General features: G+C 45.5%; 17 protein-coding genes. 7 read left to right on the top strand and 10 right to left on the bottom strand.

What is annotated here, in order from left to right:
- Positions 1 to 16: 16 nt before the first annotated feature.
- Together M1L23_RS04460 and M1L23_RS04455 are read left to right on the top strand one after the other, a co-directional pair.
- Complete coding sequence (locus tag M1L23_RS04460) at positions 17 to 478, top strand: DoxX family protein (RefSeq protein WP_252625914.1); 462 nt, start codon at positions 17 to 19, stop codon at positions 476 to 478.
- Positions 479 to 561: 83 nt separating this feature from the next.
- Positions 562 to 1,542 (top strand): glutathione S-transferase family protein, encoded by a 981-nt coding sequence (locus tag M1L23_RS04455; protein ID WP_252625913.1) that lies wholly within the window; start codon positions 562 to 564, stop codon positions 1,540 to 1,542.
- Here M1L23_RS04455 and M1L23_RS04450 read toward each other — a convergent pair.
- Genes M1L23_RS04450 through M1L23_RS04440 form a run of 3 tightly spaced genes read right to left on the bottom strand, consistent with a single transcriptional unit; the run spans position 1,539 to position 4,760 of the window.
- On the bottom strand, positions 1,539 to 2,267 hold the full coding sequence (locus M1L23_RS04450) for an SIMPL domain-containing protein (RefSeq protein ID WP_252625912.1): 729 nt from the start codon (positions 2,265 to 2,267) through the stop codon (positions 1,539 to 1,541). The genes M1L23_RS04455 and M1L23_RS04450 overlap by 4 nt on opposite strands.
- Before the next feature lie 14 nt (positions 2,268 to 2,281).
- Positions 2,282 to 3,541, bottom strand: a complete 1,260-nt coding sequence (locus M1L23_RS04445) for an amidohydrolase family protein (RefSeq protein ID WP_252625911.1) — start codon at positions 3,539 to 3,541, stop codon at positions 2,282 to 2,284.
- Positions 3,542 to 3,575: 34 nt separating this feature from the next.
- Entirely contained in the window at positions 3,576 to 4,760 is a 1,185-nt protein-coding gene (locus M1L23_RS04440) for an MFS transporter (RefSeq protein ID WP_252625910.1), read from the bottom strand.
- 193 nt (positions 4,761 to 4,953) lie between these two features.
- On the opposite strand from M1L23_RS04440, the gene M1L23_RS04435 reads away from it, so the two are divergent.
- Positions 4,954 to 5,199: a Rho-binding antiterminator gene (locus M1L23_RS04435; protein WP_252625909.1), complete on the top strand. Its 246-nt coding sequence runs from the start codon at positions 4,954 to 4,956 to the stop codon at positions 5,197 to 5,199.
- Here the strand turns inward: M1L23_RS04435 and M1L23_RS04430 are convergent.
- From M1L23_RS04430 to M1L23_RS04405, 6 genes are all read right to left on the bottom strand, one after another.
- Positions 5,192 to 5,920, bottom strand: a complete 729-nt coding sequence (locus M1L23_RS04430) for a sulfite exporter TauE/SafE family protein (protein WP_252625908.1) — start codon at positions 5,918 to 5,920, stop codon at positions 5,192 to 5,194. The genes M1L23_RS04435 and M1L23_RS04430 overlap by 8 nt on opposite strands.
- Position 5,921: 1 nt before the next feature.
- Entirely contained in the window at positions 5,922 to 6,617 is a 696-nt protein-coding gene (locus M1L23_RS04425; protein ID WP_252626160.1) for a pirin family protein, read from the bottom strand.
- A 136-nt stretch (positions 6,618 to 6,753) separates the two neighbouring features.
- A complete protein-coding gene (locus tag M1L23_RS04420; RefSeq protein ID WP_252625907.1) occupies positions 6,754 to 7,632 on the bottom strand; it encodes a LysR family transcriptional regulator in 879 nt (292 codons plus the stop codon).
- A 1-nt stretch (position 7,633) separates the two neighbouring features.
- Complete coding sequence (locus tag M1L23_RS04415) at positions 7,634 to 8,845, bottom strand: bifunctional alpha/beta hydrolase/OsmC family protein (protein WP_252625906.1); 1,212 nt, start codon at positions 8,843 to 8,845, stop codon at positions 7,634 to 7,636.
- Positions 8,846 to 8,903: 58 nt separating this feature from the next.
- The gene (locus tag M1L23_RS04410; RefSeq protein WP_252625905.1) at positions 8,904 to 9,755 is read right to left on the bottom strand and encodes a pirin family protein; all 852 of its coding nucleotides are present in this window, start codon (positions 9,753 to 9,755) and stop codon (positions 8,904 to 8,906) included.
- A 44-nt stretch (positions 9,756 to 9,799) separates the two neighbouring features.
- Positions 9,800 to 10,645 carry an ABC transporter substrate-binding protein gene (locus tag M1L23_RS04405; RefSeq protein ID WP_252625904.1) on the bottom strand — a complete coding sequence of 282 codons (846 nt, stop codon included), beginning with the start codon at positions 10,643 to 10,645 and terminating at the stop codon, positions 9,800 to 9,802.
- Positions 10,646 to 10,799: 154 nt separating this feature from the next.
- Here M1L23_RS04405 and M1L23_RS04400 point away from each other — a divergent pair, with 154 nt between their 5' ends.
- The 3 genes from M1L23_RS04400 to M1L23_RS04390 all read left to right on the top strand — a co-directional run bounded on the left by M1L23_RS04400 (position 10,800) and on the right by M1L23_RS04390 (position 17,659).
- Positions 10,800 to 13,361, top strand: a complete 2,562-nt coding sequence (locus tag M1L23_RS04400; protein ID WP_252625903.1) for a bifunctional diguanylate cyclase/phosphodiesterase — start codon at positions 10,800 to 10,802, stop codon at positions 13,359 to 13,361.
- 174 nt (positions 13,362 to 13,535) lie between these two features.
- The gene (locus tag M1L23_RS04395; protein ID WP_252625902.1) at positions 13,536 to 15,935 is read left to right on the top strand and encodes a S8 family peptidase; all 2,400 of its coding nucleotides are present in this window, start codon (positions 13,536 to 13,538) and stop codon (positions 15,933 to 15,935) included.
- Complete coding sequence (locus M1L23_RS04390; RefSeq protein ID WP_252625901.1) at positions 15,902 to 17,659, top strand: carboxypeptidase regulatory-like domain-containing protein; 1,758 nt, start codon at positions 15,902 to 15,904, stop codon at positions 17,657 to 17,659. Before M1L23_RS04395 ends, M1L23_RS04390 begins: the two co-directional genes overlap by 34 nt.
- A gap of 78 nt (positions 17,660 to 17,737) precedes the next feature.
- On the opposite strand, the gene M1L23_RS04385 is transcribed toward M1L23_RS04390, so the two are convergent.
- Positions 17,738 to 19,363 (bottom strand): methyl-accepting chemotaxis protein, encoded by a 1,626-nt coding sequence (locus M1L23_RS04385; RefSeq protein WP_252625900.1) that lies wholly within the window; start codon positions 19,361 to 19,363, stop codon positions 17,738 to 17,740.
- A gap of 166 nt (positions 19,364 to 19,529) precedes the next feature.
- Between M1L23_RS04385 and M1L23_RS04380 the strand changes: the two genes are divergently transcribed.
- The gene (locus M1L23_RS04380) at positions 19,530 to 20,102 is read left to right on the top strand and encodes a hypothetical protein (protein WP_252625899.1); all 573 of its coding nucleotides are present in this window, start codon (positions 19,530 to 19,532) and stop codon (positions 20,100 to 20,102) included.
- The last annotated feature ends 101 nt before the right edge of the window (positions 20,103 to 20,203 follow it).

The raw sequence follows: 20,203 nt of genomic DNA, 5'->3' as shown, positions 1-20,203 counted from the left end.
CTACTTGGAGAAAAACATGAATAAAGATACTTGTAAGCGTATTCTTAACACCGACACACTTTTCACTAGCTTAGCGCTACGTATTTCTGCCGGTATTATTTTTGTCGCCCACGGTGCGCAAAAGCTATTTGGTAGCTTTGGCGGCTACGGCTTAGAAGGTACCGGCCAGTGGATGGCTTCCATTGGTTTAGAGCCAGGCTACTTAATGGCATTAGGTGCAGGTAGTGCTGAATTCTTTGGTGGCTTAGCCTTAATACTAGGGCTGTTAACTCGACCAGCCGCCTTCGTGCTAGCCATTACTATGGTGGTAGCAATTGTTACAGTACACCTTTCGAACGGCCTGTTCCTAAGCAATAATGGTTATGAATTTGGTCTGGCGCTACTTGGTATGTCGGTCGCACTGGTATTTAGCGGTGGTGGTAAGTTTTCACTCGACAGCAAAATTAGCCAGCTTATGAGTAACAACAACGCTAACTAATACCGAACAGTACACACATTAAATTCACACCAGGGAGTTCATTCTCCCTGGTCAATTTTTTAAACTTAATAGGAGGCACCATTATGGGCCTACTTGTAAACGGAAAATGGCTTGACCAATGGTATGACACAGACTCAACCGACGGTAAATTTGCCCGCAGTGAATCACAATTTCGTAACTGGATTACTGCCGACGGCAGTGCCGGGCCAACAGGAGAAGGCGGCTTTAAAGCAGAAGCAGGGCGTTATCACTTATATGTTTCGTTAGCTTGCCCTTGGGCGCACCGAACGCTTATTTTTCGCCGCTTAAAAGGCCTCGAGTCGATGATTACCGTGTCGGTGGTAAACCCGCTTATGCTTGAGCACGGCTGGACTTTTGATGACGACGAAGGCGTAGTGGCCGACCCACTCTTTAACGCCCAGTACATGCACCAAATTTATACCACGGCTGATCCCGAGTATTCTGGCCGGGTAACCATTCCAGTGCTATGGGACAAACAGCAAAACAAAATGGTGAGTAACGAGTCGTCGGAAATTATTCGCATGTTCAACACAGCGTTCGACGGTATTGGTGCAAAAGAAGGTGACTATTACCCCGAAGCCCTACGTGCTGAAATAGATAGCCTAAACGACATGATTTACGACCGCGTGAATAACGGTGTGTATAAAGCGGGTTTTGCCACCACACAACATGCGTACGAAGAAGCAGTATTCCCGCTATTTGAAGCCTTAGATGAACTAGAAGAGCGTTTATCGAAAAGCCGCTACCTTGTTGGCAACCAGGTTACCGAAGCCGACTGGCGTTTGTTTACTACTTTGGTACGGTTCGACCCGGTGTACCACGGTCACTTCAAATGTAACCTAAAGCAAATTGAAGACTATCCGCACTTAGCCGACTATGTGCGTGAACTGTATCAGTGGCCTGGGGTAGCTGAAACAGTGGGCATGAAACACATTAAAGAACACTACTACCGTAGCCATGCCACCATTAACCCAACGGGTGTGGTACCCGCTGGGCCAGTGCTAAACTTTGAAGCCGCACATAAGCGCGAACTTATCGGTTAGTCCGACAAATAGTACTCAACGGTTGATACAACCCGCACCTTCTTAATGTGCGGGTTGTTTTTATCACGGTCGCTAATACTAAATTGGCCTTGCGAAGCACGTTTAATTTTACCTAGCTGGCTTTCCGAGTCAGTGGCAAACTTCTGTGCAACCACTCTTGCTTCCCGCGTGGCTTCTTCCACCATTTCAGGCTTTATGTTATTTAAGCTGGTGTAAATATATTCTATTTGGGCGTCGTAATTACCGCTGGTGAACACAATACCTTGCTTGCCTAATTCAGAAAGTTGCGGCATAACCGCGCGCACCGCTTCAATGTGCTCTGAATAAACCGTTACGGTTTGTGTTGCTGTATAACGAAATTCCGCGCGATCGTTACTACCCCATTGCTGGGCAGACTTGTCAGTAATAGCAGGCGCTGAAAAGGTAATTTCGTTTGCCGCCACGCCGTTTTGTATCAAGAAAGATTTTATTTTCAGGCTGTTTTCATCAGCTAAATTATACAAGGCCTCAAGGTCATTACTGGCTGCAGTAAACTGAATAGGCCATAGCACAATGTCCGACATCACTTCGCGCTCAGAAAGGCCTTTTACCGTTACACTGCGCTCGTATTGCTTCACCTTAATCACTGCGTTAGCCAACTGAAAGCCAAGCACAGTTAAGCCTATGGCAATGAACATGCCTAATAACGCACTAGCGGTTGTAGTTTTCGTTATGGATTTTGTCATTTTCACACCTTTTGTTACTTCGTTGCTCGGAACAAGTCGAGTTCAATGTCGTAGCTTGGCTCGGGCTTTTTGAACAGGTAATTGCCGTTACGGATCGAGGCCAATACGTCGGCGCGCTGGCGAACCGCTTCAAAGGGGCTGGTGGCATCGAGCACCAAAAAGTTAGCGGGCTTGCCAACATCTAAGCCGTATTGGTCTTCAACGTTCAATGTTTTAGCACCGTTGTAGGTAATCAAGTCCAAGCAGGTATCAAGCTGTGCCATCGACATGGTGTGCGCCATGTGAATGCCGTTGTCTAAAATATTCATGAGGTTGCCGTTACCCACTGGGTACCAAGGGTCGTTAATTGAGTCTTGGCCAAAGCACACGTTAATGTCGCTTTCCCAGAACTCTTTTACCCGAGTCATGCCACGGCGTTTCGGGTAGGTGTCTTGGCGGCCTTGTAGGTAAGCGTTTTCAGTGGGTAGGGCAATAAAGTTTAAGCCCGATTTTTGAAACAAGCCCATCATGCGAAACGCATAGGCGTTGTCGGCTGAGCCAAATGAACAGGTGTGGCTAGCTGCGGTGCGAGTGCCAATGCCTTCCGACATGGCCAAAGCATTTAACAGCTCCACAAAACGGCTCATGACATCGTCGGTTTCATCGCAATGCACGTCAATCAGCTTGTCGTATTTAACCGCTAGCTCAACGGTTTTATGAATCGACTTTTCACCAATTTCACGGGCCCACTCGAAATGTGGAATACTGCCCACGCAGTCGGCGCCCATTTTTAATGCTTCTTCTACCATTTCAGCACCGCCTTTATAGGCGTACATGCCTTCTTGCGGGAAGGCCACAATTTGAATGGTAACGTTGTCTTTTAACTGCTCGCGCACTTCTAGCATGGCTTTTAGGCCAGTAAGATTAGGGTCGCACACGTCAATATGGGTACGAATAAATTGCACACCTTTCGACACTTCTTCTTGTATGCCTTTCAAAGCACGCTCTTTGGCATCTGCCAAGGTTTGGGTTTTCTTCACATCGTGCCAGCGGGCAATGCCTTCAAACAGTGTGCCGGTGTCGTTTTTAGCGTCGGCACTGTTGCCTGTGTAAACGTAATCAAGGTGCAGGTGAGCGTCTACATAAGGGGGAACCACCAGCCTACCTTTCAGGTCGATGGTTTCTGTGGCAGGGCCCAGGTTGGTGCCAATAGCTTTAATAACACCGTTTTCCACAAGTATTTCAGTGGCGGCACTGTTGCGGTATATGTTTGCGTTAATGAATTTTTTCATCATACATTCCTTTTTAAAGCGAATCAGTTAAAGCTAATTAAGAACTTAAGGTTTTCTTTGCCATAAAAGCAATAATCATGGCGGGTACAAAACAAATAACCGACAAATAGCCAATGCCAATAACGCCAAGGCCTGGTAGGTGTACTAAAATTAAACCACCAAGCCAAGTGGCTATCATAATTGATAAGTTAAACACGCTCGACTGTACCGCCGTGGCCACCGCTTTGCCGTCGGCTACTTGTTTGCTTACCGCAGCTTGGTACATAGTCACCAGTGGGCCAAAGGCCAACCCCCAAAGGAAAAAGGCTAGGTGCGAAACGCCGTTTACATGGCCTATGAATACCAATATAGCCATGGCAATAGCGCCACAAGCCAGCATGGAAACAATTAAACTACGCAAATAAGAGTCAATTATTTTGGCCGACAGCAGCACCGAAACAATTGAGCCTATGCCAAAAATAAGTAGCGCCAAACTTATACCACCCAAGAAGTTAATGGTTTCAACCAGCAGGGTAATATAAGTATAAGTGCCGTAGTGAGCCACAACCGTAAGAAAGGTAAGCAGCAGTATAATCAGAATCGACGGCATTTTTAGTACCGCAAAGGGCGAGTTACTTTGGGTAAGCTTTTCACCGGCAACGGCGGGTAAGTACTTGGCAGATAAAAGGGCGATAGCACCACCTAAAGCACCAAGGGCTAAAAACGACGCACGCCAGTTTATTTCGGTACCAATAAAGGTCATTAACGGTAAACCAAGGCTCACGCCAAAGGTGTTACCAGCCATAATAATGGTAATGGCTTTACCCTGCTGATCTTTAGGCACTAGGGCGGTGCCGTAGGCCGCAATCATGGGCCACATAATACCTGCGCAAATCCCACCAAGAATACGCATGGCAACAATCAGGTTATACGACTCGACTAAACCAACCACAAGGTTAGACACAGTAAAGCCGGTTAATAGAATCAGTAGCAGGGTTTTTCGGTTCATCCACAAAGTGAAACTAATCAGTGGAATAGCGAAAATTGCCGAGGCGAGGGCGTATACCCCCACTAAGAAGCCAATTTGTGCTTGCTTAACACCTAGACCGTCGGTCATTTGGGGCAAAATACCCGAAGGTATCAGTTCCGACAACAGACCAATAAAAGTGACACTGGCCATCAGACCAAATATAAACCACGATGCGTAGCCTTGTCCTGCGGGCTTAATACCTGAGTTACTCAATACATACTCCTAATTGACCGTGGTTTAATTGTAGGTGTGCTGGTTATTATCAAGATAATTTAGTGAGTCAGCTTTGTTCTCTACTGCAGTGTGTCAAACAAAGTTGTCTTGTGACAGTGTACTTATAATACATAAATTTAATGCGGAAACTGTAAAATAATTTATACTGGTAAAACCAACAAAGGGGCACCACATGATTAACTGCGAACAACATGATCACGTTGAAGTTGCGTGTATGTTTAATTATCCCGTTAAGCTATTTATGAAGTCGGGCGAGGTTATTGAAGGCATTGCGTTAGACACTAAGCGCAATGAAAAAAAGCGTGAGTGTATTAAAATAAATCAGGAAGGATCCGATCTTTTAGTAGAGCTCGATAAAGTGACTAAAATGGAAGTGGGCATTGATAACCCACATTTTAAAGAAGTTGTTTTTAGTTAATAAGCAACCAAACACCTAGCATTAAAAGTAGGTAGTTCATAATTCTCAAGAACCGGTCTTTATCTAATAGCGTGTTTATTTTTACGCCTAGCCAGTTGCCCACTATGGCTAAAGGGAAAAACATAAGTGCGGTGAATACAGTGGTGCTGGTAAGTACGCCAAAGGAAAGGGCAGCAATTAGCTTTAGAATATTCATCATGGCGAAAAAAATAGCGGCCGTGGCCACAAACTTACTCGGCGACAGGCCAATAGCACTAAAATAAATAATAATGGGTGGGCCACCTGCGTGCACTAAACTACTGGTTACACCAGAAAACATCGACATAACCAAAGCGCCAATCTTATTGCTTAAAAAACGCAGTGTGGTTTGTTGAAAAAGTAAGTTGCGAAGGGCAAATACAATACAAATAAAAGCTATTATTAGCCGCAAGTATTCAGGGTTAATTAGGTCGATCAATACATAAGCCACTAGCACGCCTATCACAGCACCTGGAATAAGCGGTAGTAGAAGTTGCTTGTCCCATTTACCCCAGTAACTTCGAATGCTTAACATGTCGGCAATAATAAGCAACGGCAACATTAAAGCAATGGCTTGGGTAGCGGGTAATTTTAGCATTAAAAGGGGCACGGCGAATACGCCGAGTGCCCCGGCAAAAGCAGACTTTGAAATGCCCGTAAGCAACACCACGCCTGCAATTAAAACAATGGTGGTTACATCCATATTACTGCATAGCCGGCAATTCAAACCACAGTGCTTCAAGGTCGGCCGTTGCTTGTATGTTTAGCGCTTGTGCGGGGTCAATAGCAAAAGCATCGCCTTCAGCAAAAGTATCGCCATTCACTTCAAGTGCACCTTTTACAATATGTAAATAGGCAATATTTTCATTCGACGCTAAAGTGAAGCCTTCTGCTTCGCTTAATACCAAACGAGACATACGAGCGTTTTGGTTCATCGCCAAGGTACCATTTTCGCCAGTGGGGGTGACCAGTGGCGTAAGCGGTCCATTTTGTGGAATGGCTTTTTGTTCATAGCCAGGTTTAACACCCATTTTATTAGGCTGTATCCATATTTGGAAAAATTTCACTGGCTCAGTGGTCGATGCATTGTATTCTGAATGCATTACACCACTACCCGCACTCATACGCTGCACGTCGCCGGCGGGGACAATGTGCTTGTTGCCTTCACTGTCCTCATGTTTTAAGGCGCCTTCAGTTACATAAGAAATAATTTCCATATCGCGGTGACCATGGGTACCAAAGCCTTGGCCGGGCATAACCATATCGTCGTTAATCACACGTAGTGCTGATATGCCCATGTGCTTCGGATCGTAGTAGTTACCAAAAGAAAAGCTATGTTTGCTTTGTAACCAACCAAAATCAACCACGCCTCTGTCGGTTGAACGTCTAATGTATTTCATCATTCGATTCCTTCATTTAATATCAATGAGACTAGTTTAGTGTTCACCTAAGGCGAATAATATCATCTAATTTAGCTCATTATGTTCGCTTTAAACGAATGATTGAAGTGGGCGTGGTGTTTGCGGTTAAGAAAAGTTATTCGCAGCGATATCTAAGTTCAGCTAAAAAAGCGCTTGCTGCAGGGCCAAGATTGTCGCCATCTTTAAATACCAAATAAAGTTGCATCGTGCGTTTACTGTTATGCACCAAAGGTAAAGGCTTTAATGCGCCAGTATCTAACTTGTCTTGAATAGAGCTAATGGGCAGCCAGGCGAAGCCCAAACCATTACAAATCATATCAATCGAGGTGCGTAAATGGCTTACTGTCCAACGTTGATTCGCGCCAAGCCAGCCTGAATCACTACGGTTAGAGAGAGCCGAGTCGCGCACTACTACTTGGCGGTGGCTTTTTAAGTCTTGCTCGGTTAGCTCTCTATTTAACGCATGTAAGGCGTGATCAGGGTTGGCCACGGCTAAAAAATCAATTTGGCATAACTGCTCGCTAAAGCCGTCGGTTAAGGCCAGCGGCGAAATAGCAATATCTACATGGGCATTGTTAATCAGTTCGCTAGCACCACTGAGCACCGACTCAACCAGTTCAATTTGTAACATAGGAAACTGGGCAGAAACGCTTTCTAATACCTGGTATAGCACGGCATGGGGAAACATTTCATCTACCGCTATACGTAAGCTTGCTTCTGTACCTTGGCCCAGGGTTTGGCCCACCACTTCTAACTTGGCTGCTTCATCAAGTAAAAAGTTCGCCCGCCGCAGCATTAGCTCGCCGGCTTCGGTTAACAGGGTTTTACGCCCTTCAACATAAAATAACTTTACGTTTAAAGATTTTTCAATTTTACTCACCGCCGCATGAATACTCGACTGGCTTTTATGAATAGCTTGGGCGGCTTGGTTAAAGCCACCGTACTGCACCACAGCGCGAAACATTCGCCATTGCTCTAAGGTTACTCTAAGCATTCTATTTCTCGGCAACGGTTTCAATAACAAGTTTGCTATGCAGGGTTCTATGCACCGGGCATTTGTCGGCAATGGCTAAAAACCGTTCGCGCTCTTGCTCGGTAATGTCACCCACAATTTTAATTTTACGGCTAATCAGTTCTACCCGGCCGTCTGTTTCAATGCAGTTCTTACAGTCTTCGTGGTAGTTCTTGCTGTGGCTTAAGGTAACGCTAATGTCGTCGATATGAATTTTTTTATGTTTGGCATACATTCGTAAGGTCATTACGGTGCAAGCACCTAGCGAAGCCAACAGGTGATCGTACGGGTCTGGGCCAAGGTTTTGACCGCCTACCGCTTCAGGCTCGTCGGCCAACCAATAATGGCTGTCGCTTACCACGTTAAGGGTAAAGTTATGATCTTTTTCCGACACCACCACACTACCGCTAGGGGCAAGCGGGGCGCGCTTCACATGCTCACTGCTGTATTCAATGTATTTATCGGCCCAGCTACTAATCACCGCGGCGGCATATTCAGCATCCGACTTGTTAGTTAAAAAGTGGTCAGCTTTATCCAGTGAAATAAAGCTTTTCGGGTGTTTCACACTGTTATAAATTTTTTCTGCTTGGTTAATAGCAACCACAGTGTCCATAGGGCTGTGGAGCACTAATAACGACTTACCTTTCAACACAAAGTCGTGTTGACTGTTTTCGCTTAAATCATCAATTAGTTGTTTTTGTATTTCAAATTCCCGCGGGCCAAGTTTTACTGTGGCGACACCGTCGCGCTTAATTTCGTCAAGGTGGTCGGCAAAGTTATGAATCACATGCTCGGCCTTCGACGGAGCCGCAATAGAAACTACCGCTTTAACCGACTCAATGCTGTTAGCAACCGCAAGCACCGCAGCACCACCTAAGCTATGGCCAATTAACAACTGCGGGGCAAAATAGTGCTCGGTTAAGTGCGCAGCTGCGGCTCTTAAATCGTCTAGGTTAGAAGTAAAGTTAGTATTGGAGAAGTCGCCGTCGCTATTACCTAAGCCGGTAAAGTCGAAACGCAGCACGGCAATACCTTTTTTTACTAACGCCCGAGAAATACGAGAAGCCGCAGCAATGTCTTTGCCACAGGTAAAACAGTGGGCAAATACCGCATAGGCCTTCACGTTTTTAGTGGGCGACTCTAACAAGCCCGCAAGGCGCAGGCCATTACTAACAAACTCTACTTTTTCTCTCATGGTTCTTATCTCTCCTGGCTCTTACCTTTCCTGGCACTGTCGATGAGTAGCCGTTCAATTAAAGCGGAATAAACTCTTTGTCGTCGCCCGGAATCTTGGGGAAGCGACCGTTAGTCCAATCATCTTTGGCTTGCTCAATGCGCTCTTTGCTAAAGGAAACAAAGTTCCAATGAATAAAAGGTACTTTTTCAAACTTTTCACCGCCTAACATAATAAAGCGGCCGTCGTTAGCCAGAGTTATTTCATTGTCGCCTTGCTCTAGTAATATAAATTTGTTGGTGCCAAAGGTTTCGCCATTAATGGTTACTTCGCCACACACAGTAAAAACTGCCATTTCTTGGTCAGGATTAGGGCGTTCAATCACACTGCCTTTGCTGGCCACCACATCGATATAAAACATCGGCGAATAAGTTTTAACCGGCGAGCTTAAACCATAGGCTTCGCCCACTATTAAGCGCATCATAACGCCTTCATGGGTAATGTGGGGTAGGTCGTCTTTTTTAGTATGGCTAAAAGCAGGCTCTAGCTCGGCCATGGCTTCGGGTAACACTACCCAACATTGTAAGCCGCTTATAGAGTGAGGGTTAGCTCGCACTTCAAAGCTTTCCCGCTCGGAATGCACAATGCCCTTACCCGATGTCATCCAATTCACGTCGCCTGGGCGAATTTCTAAATTATTCCCCAGCGAGTCGCGGTGTAAAATACTGCCATCGAATAAATAGGTTAAGGTCGACAAGCCAATATGTGGGTGAGGGCGCACGTTAATACCTTGGCCGGCAGGAAAGTCATTCGGACCCATTTGGTCGAAGAATATAAACGGACCCACCATACGTTTTTCAAAATGAGGTAACACGCGCTTTACGTTTAACCCACCAATATCGTGCTCTTTGGCTTTAAGTACTTTCGCCATCGTTAGTTTTCCTCTGTTGGTGCGATATTGAGTTGCTGATTTAGTTACGGATCAATCAAAGCAATGGGGCGTAAATTGTTTTTGTTGGCATAGTGTTCTAGGCGGCCGTCAGCTTTTATAGCCTGTACAAAAACATTAACTCTGTCTAGCCATTGTGCCTCGCCTTTTTTAATCGCATAGGCGTACTGAAATTGTTCGGTGGCCTGTTCAGGGCTTAATAGCTTCGCCCAATCGTATACTTGCAACGTTCGTTGGCCATAGGGGTAGTCTGCAATAAACACATCGGCACGGCCCGAGCGCACTTCAATTTCACGCTGGCTACTTTGCACTACGGTCATTAACTCAGCATGCTGTAAGTAGTCGCGCATGGCCTGTTCCATGTAGGTGCCTTCTTGCACGCATACAATAACACCGGGTTGGTCCATGCTTTCCCAGCTCACAACAATAGGGTTTGCGTCACTGGCAATGGCATACATACTGCTGCTGAGGTAGGGTTCACTGTAGTTAATGTGCTCAGCCCTGTTGTCGGTTATACCCACTCCAAACATGGCAATGTCACAGTTGTCTTGTTGTAAATCGTGCATAAAAATACCGAAGTGCGTGGTAACATACTCAACGGTTACGCCTAAGTCTTGGGCAAGTTCTTGCGATAAGTCGATATCAATCCCTTCAAGCTGACCGGTTTTTTTGTTTTTGTAGGAAATAGAGAAATAATCAGGCCAAATACAGACTCTTAATTTACCCGATTCGACTATTTTTTGCTCACGTTCGGAAACCGCAAAGGCACTGCTATTAAATATTATATTAAATACCAGTATAAAAAAGAGGGTGGAAAACGAGTGTTTAATGCAATTACTTCTTATTAAAGATAATCTAAGCGCTAGTTTCATAGAGACTCCTCGTACTGATGTTCATGTTAGAGGATAATAGAATGAGCTGCTACTTTAAGTTTTGTTAATGGATATTAATTAATCAGTGTTGTCTACTACCGCTCTTTTATTGAAACGTGCACCTTCCCGACAAAAATGGGTCGTTTTTACAGCAATGTTTATTTTGCTCTTTTTTTGGTTTGTGCTACAACAAACCGCGCAGCAGGGGGTAAAGCGAAGTCTTGCAGAGCAAGAAACAACGAATTCGGTATTGCTGCACGCATTAGAAGACACTGTGGTGCGTTCTTTTCAGTCGGTGAATAGCTCAATGCAAACCCTAGCTGAAAACATGCCTCAACTCTATTCCGAATTAGACATCAATCATGTATTGAAAGAGCAATTACGGGTTTCTCCCCAACTGCGCGCCATTGACTTGGTTGACGTTCATGGTCTTGTTATTGAGTCCGTAACCAAAGCAAAGGGCGGTTTAGTTGCCTACTCTTGTATTGAAACGCTTAGAGATGAGCCGCTGACAGAGTTTTTAATTGAGCTCCCGCAACAGGGGCGTTATCCCGTGGACTCATTTGCAGCCCACTCAGTGCATGAGTACGTACCCATGTGCGTGCCCGTACGAGATCAACAGGGCCAGCTGGCACAGGTTCTTATTGCCTCAATCAACCCTCAATATTTTCATAACCTGTTTGCCTCAATTACTGAATCCTTAGGCGCTTCGGTTTATTTGTATCGCTACGACGGCGAACAACTGCTTAAAACTGGAACTGTTGAAACAGAAGTTTCTTATTTATTAAGCCAAGTTATGGAAAAAAGCTGGGGCCAATATCGTACACAAATTGGTGAAAGTAACTACCTCGTTAGCTATCGTTCAACGTCCTTATTGCCTTTTATTATTGTGCTTACATCTGACGAAGACATGGCTCTTGAAGCTTGGAAACAAGATGAACGGAGGTTACGCTTATTTTTGCTAATCATTTCAATCATTACTATTATTGCCACCTTGATCATTACCGTGTTGCGAGAGAAACGAAACCAAGCGCAAGGAGATATACATTTATTAAGTGCAGCCATTAGAAGTACCGCCAATGCTATTTTTATTACCAACACGCATGGAGAAATACACTGGACGAACAACGCCTTTACTAATCTTACCGGTTATTCCTTTGAAGAGGCGCAAGGCAAAAACCCTCGCATGCTAAATTCAGGCTGCCACTCGAAAGACTATTTTCATGAGTTATGGCAGGCAATCTTGTCTGGTAATAGCTGGCGGGGCGAGGTCATTAATCGACATAAACTTGGCCATACGATGGTGGTGGAGCAAACCGTTACCCCCATACTGGACGCTAAAGGTAATATAGAACACTTTATTGCTGTGCATGAAGACGTGACCGCCCGTAAAAACGCCGAGCAACAAGCACTTTATTTAGCCGACCATGACTCTTTAACTGGCTTGCCAAATCGACGCTATTTTGAGCGGCACTTACAACAAACATTCACCTATAACGATGAACACACGGAAGTAGGCGTTATATTTCTCGATCTTGACCGTTTTAAAGACGTCAATGACACCATGGGGCATGAAGCAGGCGATGCCCTGTTAATTCACACGGCTTCAAATTTGCAGCGCTTAATCAATGAAAATCATTTACTGGTTCGGCTTGGTGGTGATGAATTTGCCATATTAGTAAAAAAAGTGGCGAGTCGAGAGCAGTTAACGAGTTTTGCAAGCCAAGTTGTTAGGTCGGTTACTCATTCTTTTCATCGTAATGATGTGGTGATAAATATTACCTGCAGTGCAGGAATCGCCACCGGTAACAGTAAAACATCAAACGTTTCGCAAATGATGCGGCAAGCCGACATGGCGATGTACCGTGCAAAGCAGGCGGGTAAAAACACCTTTCGTTTTTTTGATGAAGCCATGGATGCGCTTATAAAACGCCGTGTTTACCTTCAACAACAGCTTGAGCTTGCGATTAGTTCAGACTTAGGCTTTAGTTTGCGTTACCAACCACAAATAAATACCGCGACAGGCCATGTTTATGGCGTAGAAGCCTTAATGCGTTGGCAAACAACCAAAGGTGAATGGGTGTCGCCCGTTGAATTTATTGCTTTAGCTGAAGAAACAGGGCAAATAATTGCCATTGGCATTTGGTTAATAAAAAATCAATTTCAACAAATGGCCGATTGGAACCGCCGCGGCATTCAATTTGGAAAAGTTTCAATGAACATTTCTGCCGTTCAACTTGCCCGCGACAGCTTGGCTGAACGCATGATAAGTATGATGACACACTATGCAATTCCCGCTGAGCAACTTTGTATTGAAATTACCGAAACAACCTTAATGACAAATTCAGACAAAGTGAAAGACAACCTAAAACAGTTAAATGAAGCCGGCATTGCTTTATCCATCGATGACTTTGGTACCGGTTATTCTTCAATGAGTAACTTAAAAGCCATTGATGCCAGCCAATTAAAAATAGACCGCAGTTTTATTATTGGTATTGGCAAACGAACGTCCGATGAACATATTATCCGCGCCACTATTGCTTTAGCGCATAGTTTAGACCTTAAAACCGTCGCCGAAGGGGTTGACAGCCAAGCGCAGCTTGAGTTTCTTAAAACCCTTAACTGTGACTATATTCAAGGCTACTTATTTTCTAAGCCGTTAATTCCAAAAGACTTCGAGCAATTTATTGCCCAAGGCCCAGTCACTTTACTTTAACCACAAAAACTAACTGATTACTTTTTATTCGCAAATGCTGTTTATTTGTTGGTTTATTGCCTGCATTACATACTATGTGGCTCTTGAATTAAGCAATAAACAAGGTGAACTATTATATAAGTTATGGTTCGGGTGGTGGCAAGAGCATTGGTACAGTCATAAAGGGATATTGTTATGAACAATCTAATTATGAACAACCTAAAATGCCTAATGAACCAAGCGGCTCGCACGTTAAGGTTTGTTGTTATTGGCGTTGCTGCAACAACACTGCTGGCGGGTTGCGGTGGCAGTAAAACCGAAAAACCAAAAGAAGTAACGAAATACGCAGTAACCGCCGAAGCAGGGGCAGGTGGGGCCGTAGCACCTACCAGCCAGCAAGTTGAAGCAGGCAAAAAAGGCACTATTTCCGTTACGCCCAACGCCGGTTATAAAATAGCCAGTGTAACCGGTTGTGGTGGCTCGTTAAGCAACACCACCTATACTACCGGCGCTATAACTAGCGCGTGTAAGGTTACTGCTAGCTTTAGTAAGTTAAGTTACACCGTTAGCACCCAAGTAAATGTAGGCGGCACCTGGTCGCCAGCCAGTGCTACCGTTGAACACGGCGACACCACCGCATTTACCTTAAGCTGGGAAGCAACCCAATTTCGCTTACTTAGCACCCAAGGCTGTAACGGTAGCTATGCCGGTAATACCTTTACTACCGGTGCTATAACCAGCGCTTGTACCGTTGCTGCAGAATTTGAAGCAAACCAACCACCACAGTGTAATGCCGGTAACAATACCAATGCCGACTCGGGCGACACGGTTACTATAGTAGGCACAGCTTCAGACGACGAAGGCATTGCCAGTTGGTTATGGGAGCAAGTAAGTGGCCCAGCCGTTGTTATACTAGCACCGACCACCAACACGCTAGAATTTGTTGCGCCAGAAGTAGCCGCAGTAACCAATTTAGTGTTTCGCTTAACCGTAACCGACACTAATGGGGCCACCGCTTCCGACGAAGTTACAGTAACGGTTCATCCGAAACAACCAGAAGTAGCTGGGGTTGCACTGGTTGCAGGAGACGCCCGTGCCATCGGCGACACCTTAACGGTGCATTTAGACAGCACCGTAGACTTTCAAACGGCCAACTGGGAAGTGGTCGACCGCACCAGTGGCAGCCAAGTTGCGTTTAATAAAGTAAATAGCAATGAAATTGAATTTACTATTGCGGCTAGCACCTTCTACGACATTAAAGTTACCTCGCACTCGGGCCTAACCGAGCAAACCTTGTCGGTGTTAACCTCGAATGTACCCGAGCCAGATCCAGCCGCACTAGAAGGGTACGACGGTGTAACCCCACTTGATGAAGTAATAGGGGTAGTGCTTAACCAGTCGTGGGTGGTTAGCGACAACCTAGCAGAAAACGACCTACGCACTTTCATTACCGACAATTATTCAGAATTACAGCCTGTTAGTTACGACAACACCCAAGGCTTATTAATTGAATATACTTCCAATTCAATACTGGCCCGTGAACAACTTGAAGTGTTAAAACTACAACCAGGTATTGCTGGTGTGCACCAACGTGTACACACTGGGGCTAATGCCGACGTTAGTTTTGTTTTAGGCTTGCCCGACGACGGCGACACCTGGGGCGACGGCGGTAGTAACTGGCAGCTTGAAGCAGAATATGGCGCTAACTTAGTTGGTGCATGGGAAACAACCACCGGTAATAGCAATGTGCGTATTGCAGTTGTCGACGCAGGTTTTTACAGCACCCACGAAGAAATAGACGGCCGCTTTAGCCACATTCTTACCGGCGGCCAATCGGCCCATGGTAATGCCACCGCAGGAGCTATAGTTGGTGCCAGTAACAACGGTGTAGGCGTAACCGGTATTAACCATCAGTCGCAAGCCGTGTTGGCGCGTTGGGGAGTGCACAGCTATACAGAAGCACTAGCGCAAAGCGACACCGACGACTTAAATAAAATAAAAGTAGTGAATAACTCGTGGGGGCCAATGGGGAACGGCTCTGCTTCAGTAAACGAAGGTATTTACTTTAGCCGTAGTTTCCGCCAAATAGCACTGCACACGGCTGGCTTGTTACACGTATGGGCCGCAGGTAACGACGGTGGCCCAGCCACTTTCCAAAACGGCGCATTGCACCTTAACGACAGCGGTAGCTATTCGCCTTTAAGCAACGTTATGGTGGTTGCTGCCCATGGCAGCGACGGCGTATTAATGCCTTATAGTAACTTTGGTACCACCGTAGACATTTCAGCCCCAACGGAATACTTAGGCGTAGGCTCGGTAACCGACGGGGTGTCGAACTATTACCAAAGCGGCAGCGACACCTATGGTAGTTGTTTCAGTGGTGGCTTTAATGGCACCTCGGCTGCAGCGCCAGTGGTTTCAGGCACAGCGTCGCTTATTTATAGTATGTACCCTGGGTTTAGTGCTAGTGAGGTGCGGCAAATACTTATCGACAGTGCCGACAGCTTTATTACTCAGCGCCATGCCAATGTGAATAGTTGTAGTGGCGGCGGGCGCCTGAGTTGGTCGACTTGCCTAACCCTATACCCATTCTAAATGCTGCTAATGCCGTAAACTTGGCGCAAGAAATTATTAACGGCAAGGTGTCAATTCACCATACCATGCTCGACCCATTCACTAGCTTAACGCAGTTTGAAATGACCAGCATGGACAGTAATTTAGCCCTGCAGTCGTATGAATGGAACTTAGAAAGCTACGTGAGTGACGGCTACTGGCAAGTAGTTGACTCGGGCTCAGGTGGAGCTGAGGCCGTAGCTGCATTTGGTGGCGTTTTTGATGGCTTGTCAACGCAGCATCGGCTGAATGTAACCGTAGAACTGCTCGACCTTGAAAACAACACGCTGGTTAATGCCAGCCGAACCTACGCGTATGAAATGGCGCAGGTTACCTTTGTTACCCGCGACACCGTATCGCTAGCACCGTTAGCGGGCACCGAGCTGCAAATTGCCACCGAAAGTGGTCAATTGTTTATCCAAAGCGCTACCACCAATAGCGACGGCACCAAGCCAGCTTGGTTTAAGCCAGGTAGCTATTCGGTATATGCGTCTTCGCCCGACTACCAGTCTAGCGCGGTAGGCTTTGCCACTTCAGTGGAAGAGCCGCAGTGGGTGTATATCAACATGACCAGCACCGAATCAGGCTTGGTAGGCTCTATTAGTGGCCAGGTAGTAAACCAAAACGACGAGCCAATCGCTGGCGCTTCGGTACGAATTTCTGGTGGCGAACAAACCAACGGGTACTTTGCCTCAGCAGTTACCAACAGCGCCGGTGAATATGTTATTTCTAACATTTCTAAAACAGCGTCAAATGGCCAGCCTATTCCAAGCTTTATTATGGAAGCTAGCGCCAGTATGCACAGCACGGTAGTACGTGAAGAAGTAATTGTGTTGGCAGGCCTCGACCGCGCTGAAAACTTCCGTTTAAATGAAGTGATATACACGGAAGGGGTTATTTATGAAAGTAGCTTTGAAGACGGCTTAGGTGGTTGGGAAGCAACCGGCATGTGGCATCTTGAAGCCTTACCGGGCAACAGCTTGTACAACCTGTTGGTGGAAGGAGGTTATGTTGCCTTTGCGCCCGACGAGCTAAGCGACTTCGCCTATTTACCCCAAGCAATACATGGCAACTTTGTGTGGTGGTATGGCGAAGCCGACACTGGCACCTTTATAGGCACTCAAAGAGAAGGGGACTACCCGTTAAGTGGGGGTATGTCTGTATCGTCGAACGATGGTACGCTAACGTCACCGCCTATTAGTTTAAGCGACGCCAGCAACCCACAGTTAGACCTACAAACCTGGTGGGAAATTGAGTCGGTGAACCCGAACAGCAATGGGTTCGACTTAATGCACATCGCTATTTCGCAAGACGGCGAAAACTTCATAACCGTGCGCACCCTGAACCCATACGTCGACCCAAATGACTCCGACCGAGACGCAAAACCGTTTTCTTCGGCTGGGTTTAACCGTATGCCAGTATGGGCCAATGAAACCCTTGATCTAAGCAGCTATGCAGGCAGTGAAATACGTATTCGTTTCACTTTCTCAACCATAGATTCGCTTTACAACGGTTTCCGCGGTTGGGTTATAGACAACTTACGGGTTGTTGACATTAGCTACGACGAAGTTAGCCCATCGCTTGCTAGCGGTAAAGTGAAGGCAACCAAGTCGGAAGCCTTTATGAAGCAGCACCGCTTACCGCTGGTGCAGCCTAACGCAACACAGCAAACAACAGAGCGGGAAAACAGAGAAAATAACTACTAGCCATTAAGGTAGTTTAAAGCCACTCGAAAACATTGTTTTTGGGTGGCTTTTTTTTGCCATTGCGACAATGGGTGATAACTACTTAGTTTTAAATTGTTTCACGTTTTGCTCTAGCATTCTAGCGAGCTCTTCAAGCTCTTTGCTGGCGGCGGTAATTTTACTTGCTTCAAGCTCTGCTTCTAATGCAGAGCTTGTAATTTCACCAAAGTTGTTACTTATTGCGTGAGCTACCGCAGACTGTTCATCGGTTGTTGCTGCTATTTGTTGGTTCATATCTGTAATTCGAGTTACCGATTGGTTAATAGCAATGAGCGCATCACCGGCTAATTTGGCCTGAGTAACACTTAGTTTTGCTTGCTCTTGACCTTGACTCATAACCGCAACGGCACTGTCTGAACTCGACTGCATTTTTTGAATAACAAGGTGTATTTCACGGGTAGAATCTTGTGTTCTTAAAGCTAGGTTACGTACTTCGTCAGCTACAACTGCGAAGCCACGGCCTTGTTCACCGGCCCGGGCTGCTTCAATGGCGGCATTTAATGCCAGCAAGTTGGTTTGCTCTGCAATGCTTTCAATAACTTCCATTACACGGCTAATTTCTTTGCTGTCTTCAGAAAGGTGGTGAATAACTTCAGCAGCTTCTACCACTTTGTTAGCCAAGTCGGTAATACTAGACTGTGTTTTATCCACCTCGGCCTGGCCAGCAATAAATTCAGACATTGCCGCTTTGGTTAACAGCGCAGCTTCGCTTGTTAATTCATCCACATTGTTTACGGCATGAGCCATTTCGGCAATTGCTTGCGCACCACGCTCGGTTGAGTTTTTCTGGTTGTTGGTAAGGCCTTCATTATATTGCGCCGTTACAAACAAATTCTTTGAAGCGGAAGTTAGCTTGTTTGCAGTGTTTATAGAGCTTTTTGTAATTTCAGTTAAGTAGCTACGTAAATCTTCAACAGCACTTAAAATGCTATTCGTGTTTGTTTCAATTTTTACCGTTAAGTCGCCCGAGGCAATGGTTTGAATAATTAAAGCCGCTTTTTCAGGCTCACCACCAATAATACCTTTTAAGTTACGAACAACACTTACAGCAACAACGGCAACTATAATTATTGCTAGCACAGTTAAAAACAACATGGTTATTTGAAAGGTAGTGGTTTCATTTACGGCCGTAGCTACCAATGTTTGAATTTCAGCTTCTTGGTAATCAATCAGCATGTTTATTTGCTCAAGCCACTTGGTATATGCGGGTGAAGCATGGCTAAGTAAGTAGCTATTGGCGGCCTCAAACTGGTTGTTGTTAACAAAATCAAGCAACCTGGCAGTAATAGCAAGTGTATTGCGCTCAGTTTCTTTAATGTTGCCAAGCATTTCCACTTCTATTGTTGAGTGTTTTTGCTGGGCGAACATTTGATCAAGAACAGCAGCTGAAGCTTGATAAAACCGAGCAAGCTCTACTATATTGGCCTGGTAAGCTAAAGAGGCCTGCACATTACCAACTAAAACAGCGTCACGAATGGCTATTGCCCTATCATGTACGCTGCCCCTAAAGTTAATAGCTTGACGCTGCTCCACCGCTGTTTGTTTAGAAAGTTTGGTTAAGCTATTGTCAGCAATGTTGATTTTATATAACCCGATAAGGGTTACGGTTAACATAATTAGCAATAAAACTGCAAAACCTAGGTAAAGCCGATTGATAACTTTCATAATGTTCCAATTGGAAATGTACAACTTGCGAGGTTGTATGGGTAAGTAGCAGGCACACCTTTTTAGGGCCACATAATATCAGCTTTAGCTGTATAAATAAAAACAGTTACTTTTTACCCGCAGGTTATAATGAACAACCCCATTAGCTATAAAAGGATTTATAGAAATGAACGTACAGCCTAAGTTGTTTGCGGCCTGCTTGCTTTGCATAAGCACTTTAGCCGTTGCCAGTGAAGCCGACATTAACCAAGCCATAGCCAGCGCTAAAGCGCAGTATCAAGCCAATGAATTATTACCAGCCGCCGCCCAGCTCGACTATGCCGCAGCGCTAATTCGCCAAGAAAAAGCCGAGCAAGTAAAAAACTATTTCCCGCCAGCGCCAGCAGGGTGGAAAGCAGAGCCTTCAGATGTAACTACCGCGTCTATTTTTGGCAGCATGTTTTCAGTTACCCATCGCTACTACAACAATACACAAAGTGTGTACGTAAATATTACCCTTGAATCGCCCATGGCACTGCAAAGTTTTCACATGATGTTAAGCAACCCCTCGGTGCTTACCTTAGCAGGGGGCCGGCTAATAAAAGTACAAGGCATGCAAGCCATTCAAAAAATTGACAACAACCAGTTTGAATTGAAATTTCGCACTAAAAATGGGGCGGTTATTACCCTAGAGGGTGATCCTGAAGTTCAAAGCACCATTTTAGCGCTGGCAAATGCACTCGACACAAGCCAGCTGTAAACGTAGGATGTTTTTTTGCACTTAGAATTTATAAGTTGCTGAGCAGCCAACTGAAAAGGCTCGTTTGTTAGCTCGAACAGGAATTCACCCAACTCAATGCT

It is taken from the genome of Aliidiomarina quisquiliarum (assembly GCF_023922585.1).
Taxonomy (GTDB): domain Bacteria; phylum Pseudomonadota; class Gammaproteobacteria; order Enterobacterales; family Alteromonadaceae; genus Aliidiomarina; species Aliidiomarina quisquiliarum.
Note: the sequence above shows the minus strand (reverse complement) of the source record. Positions and strands in the feature narration are given on the sequence as shown.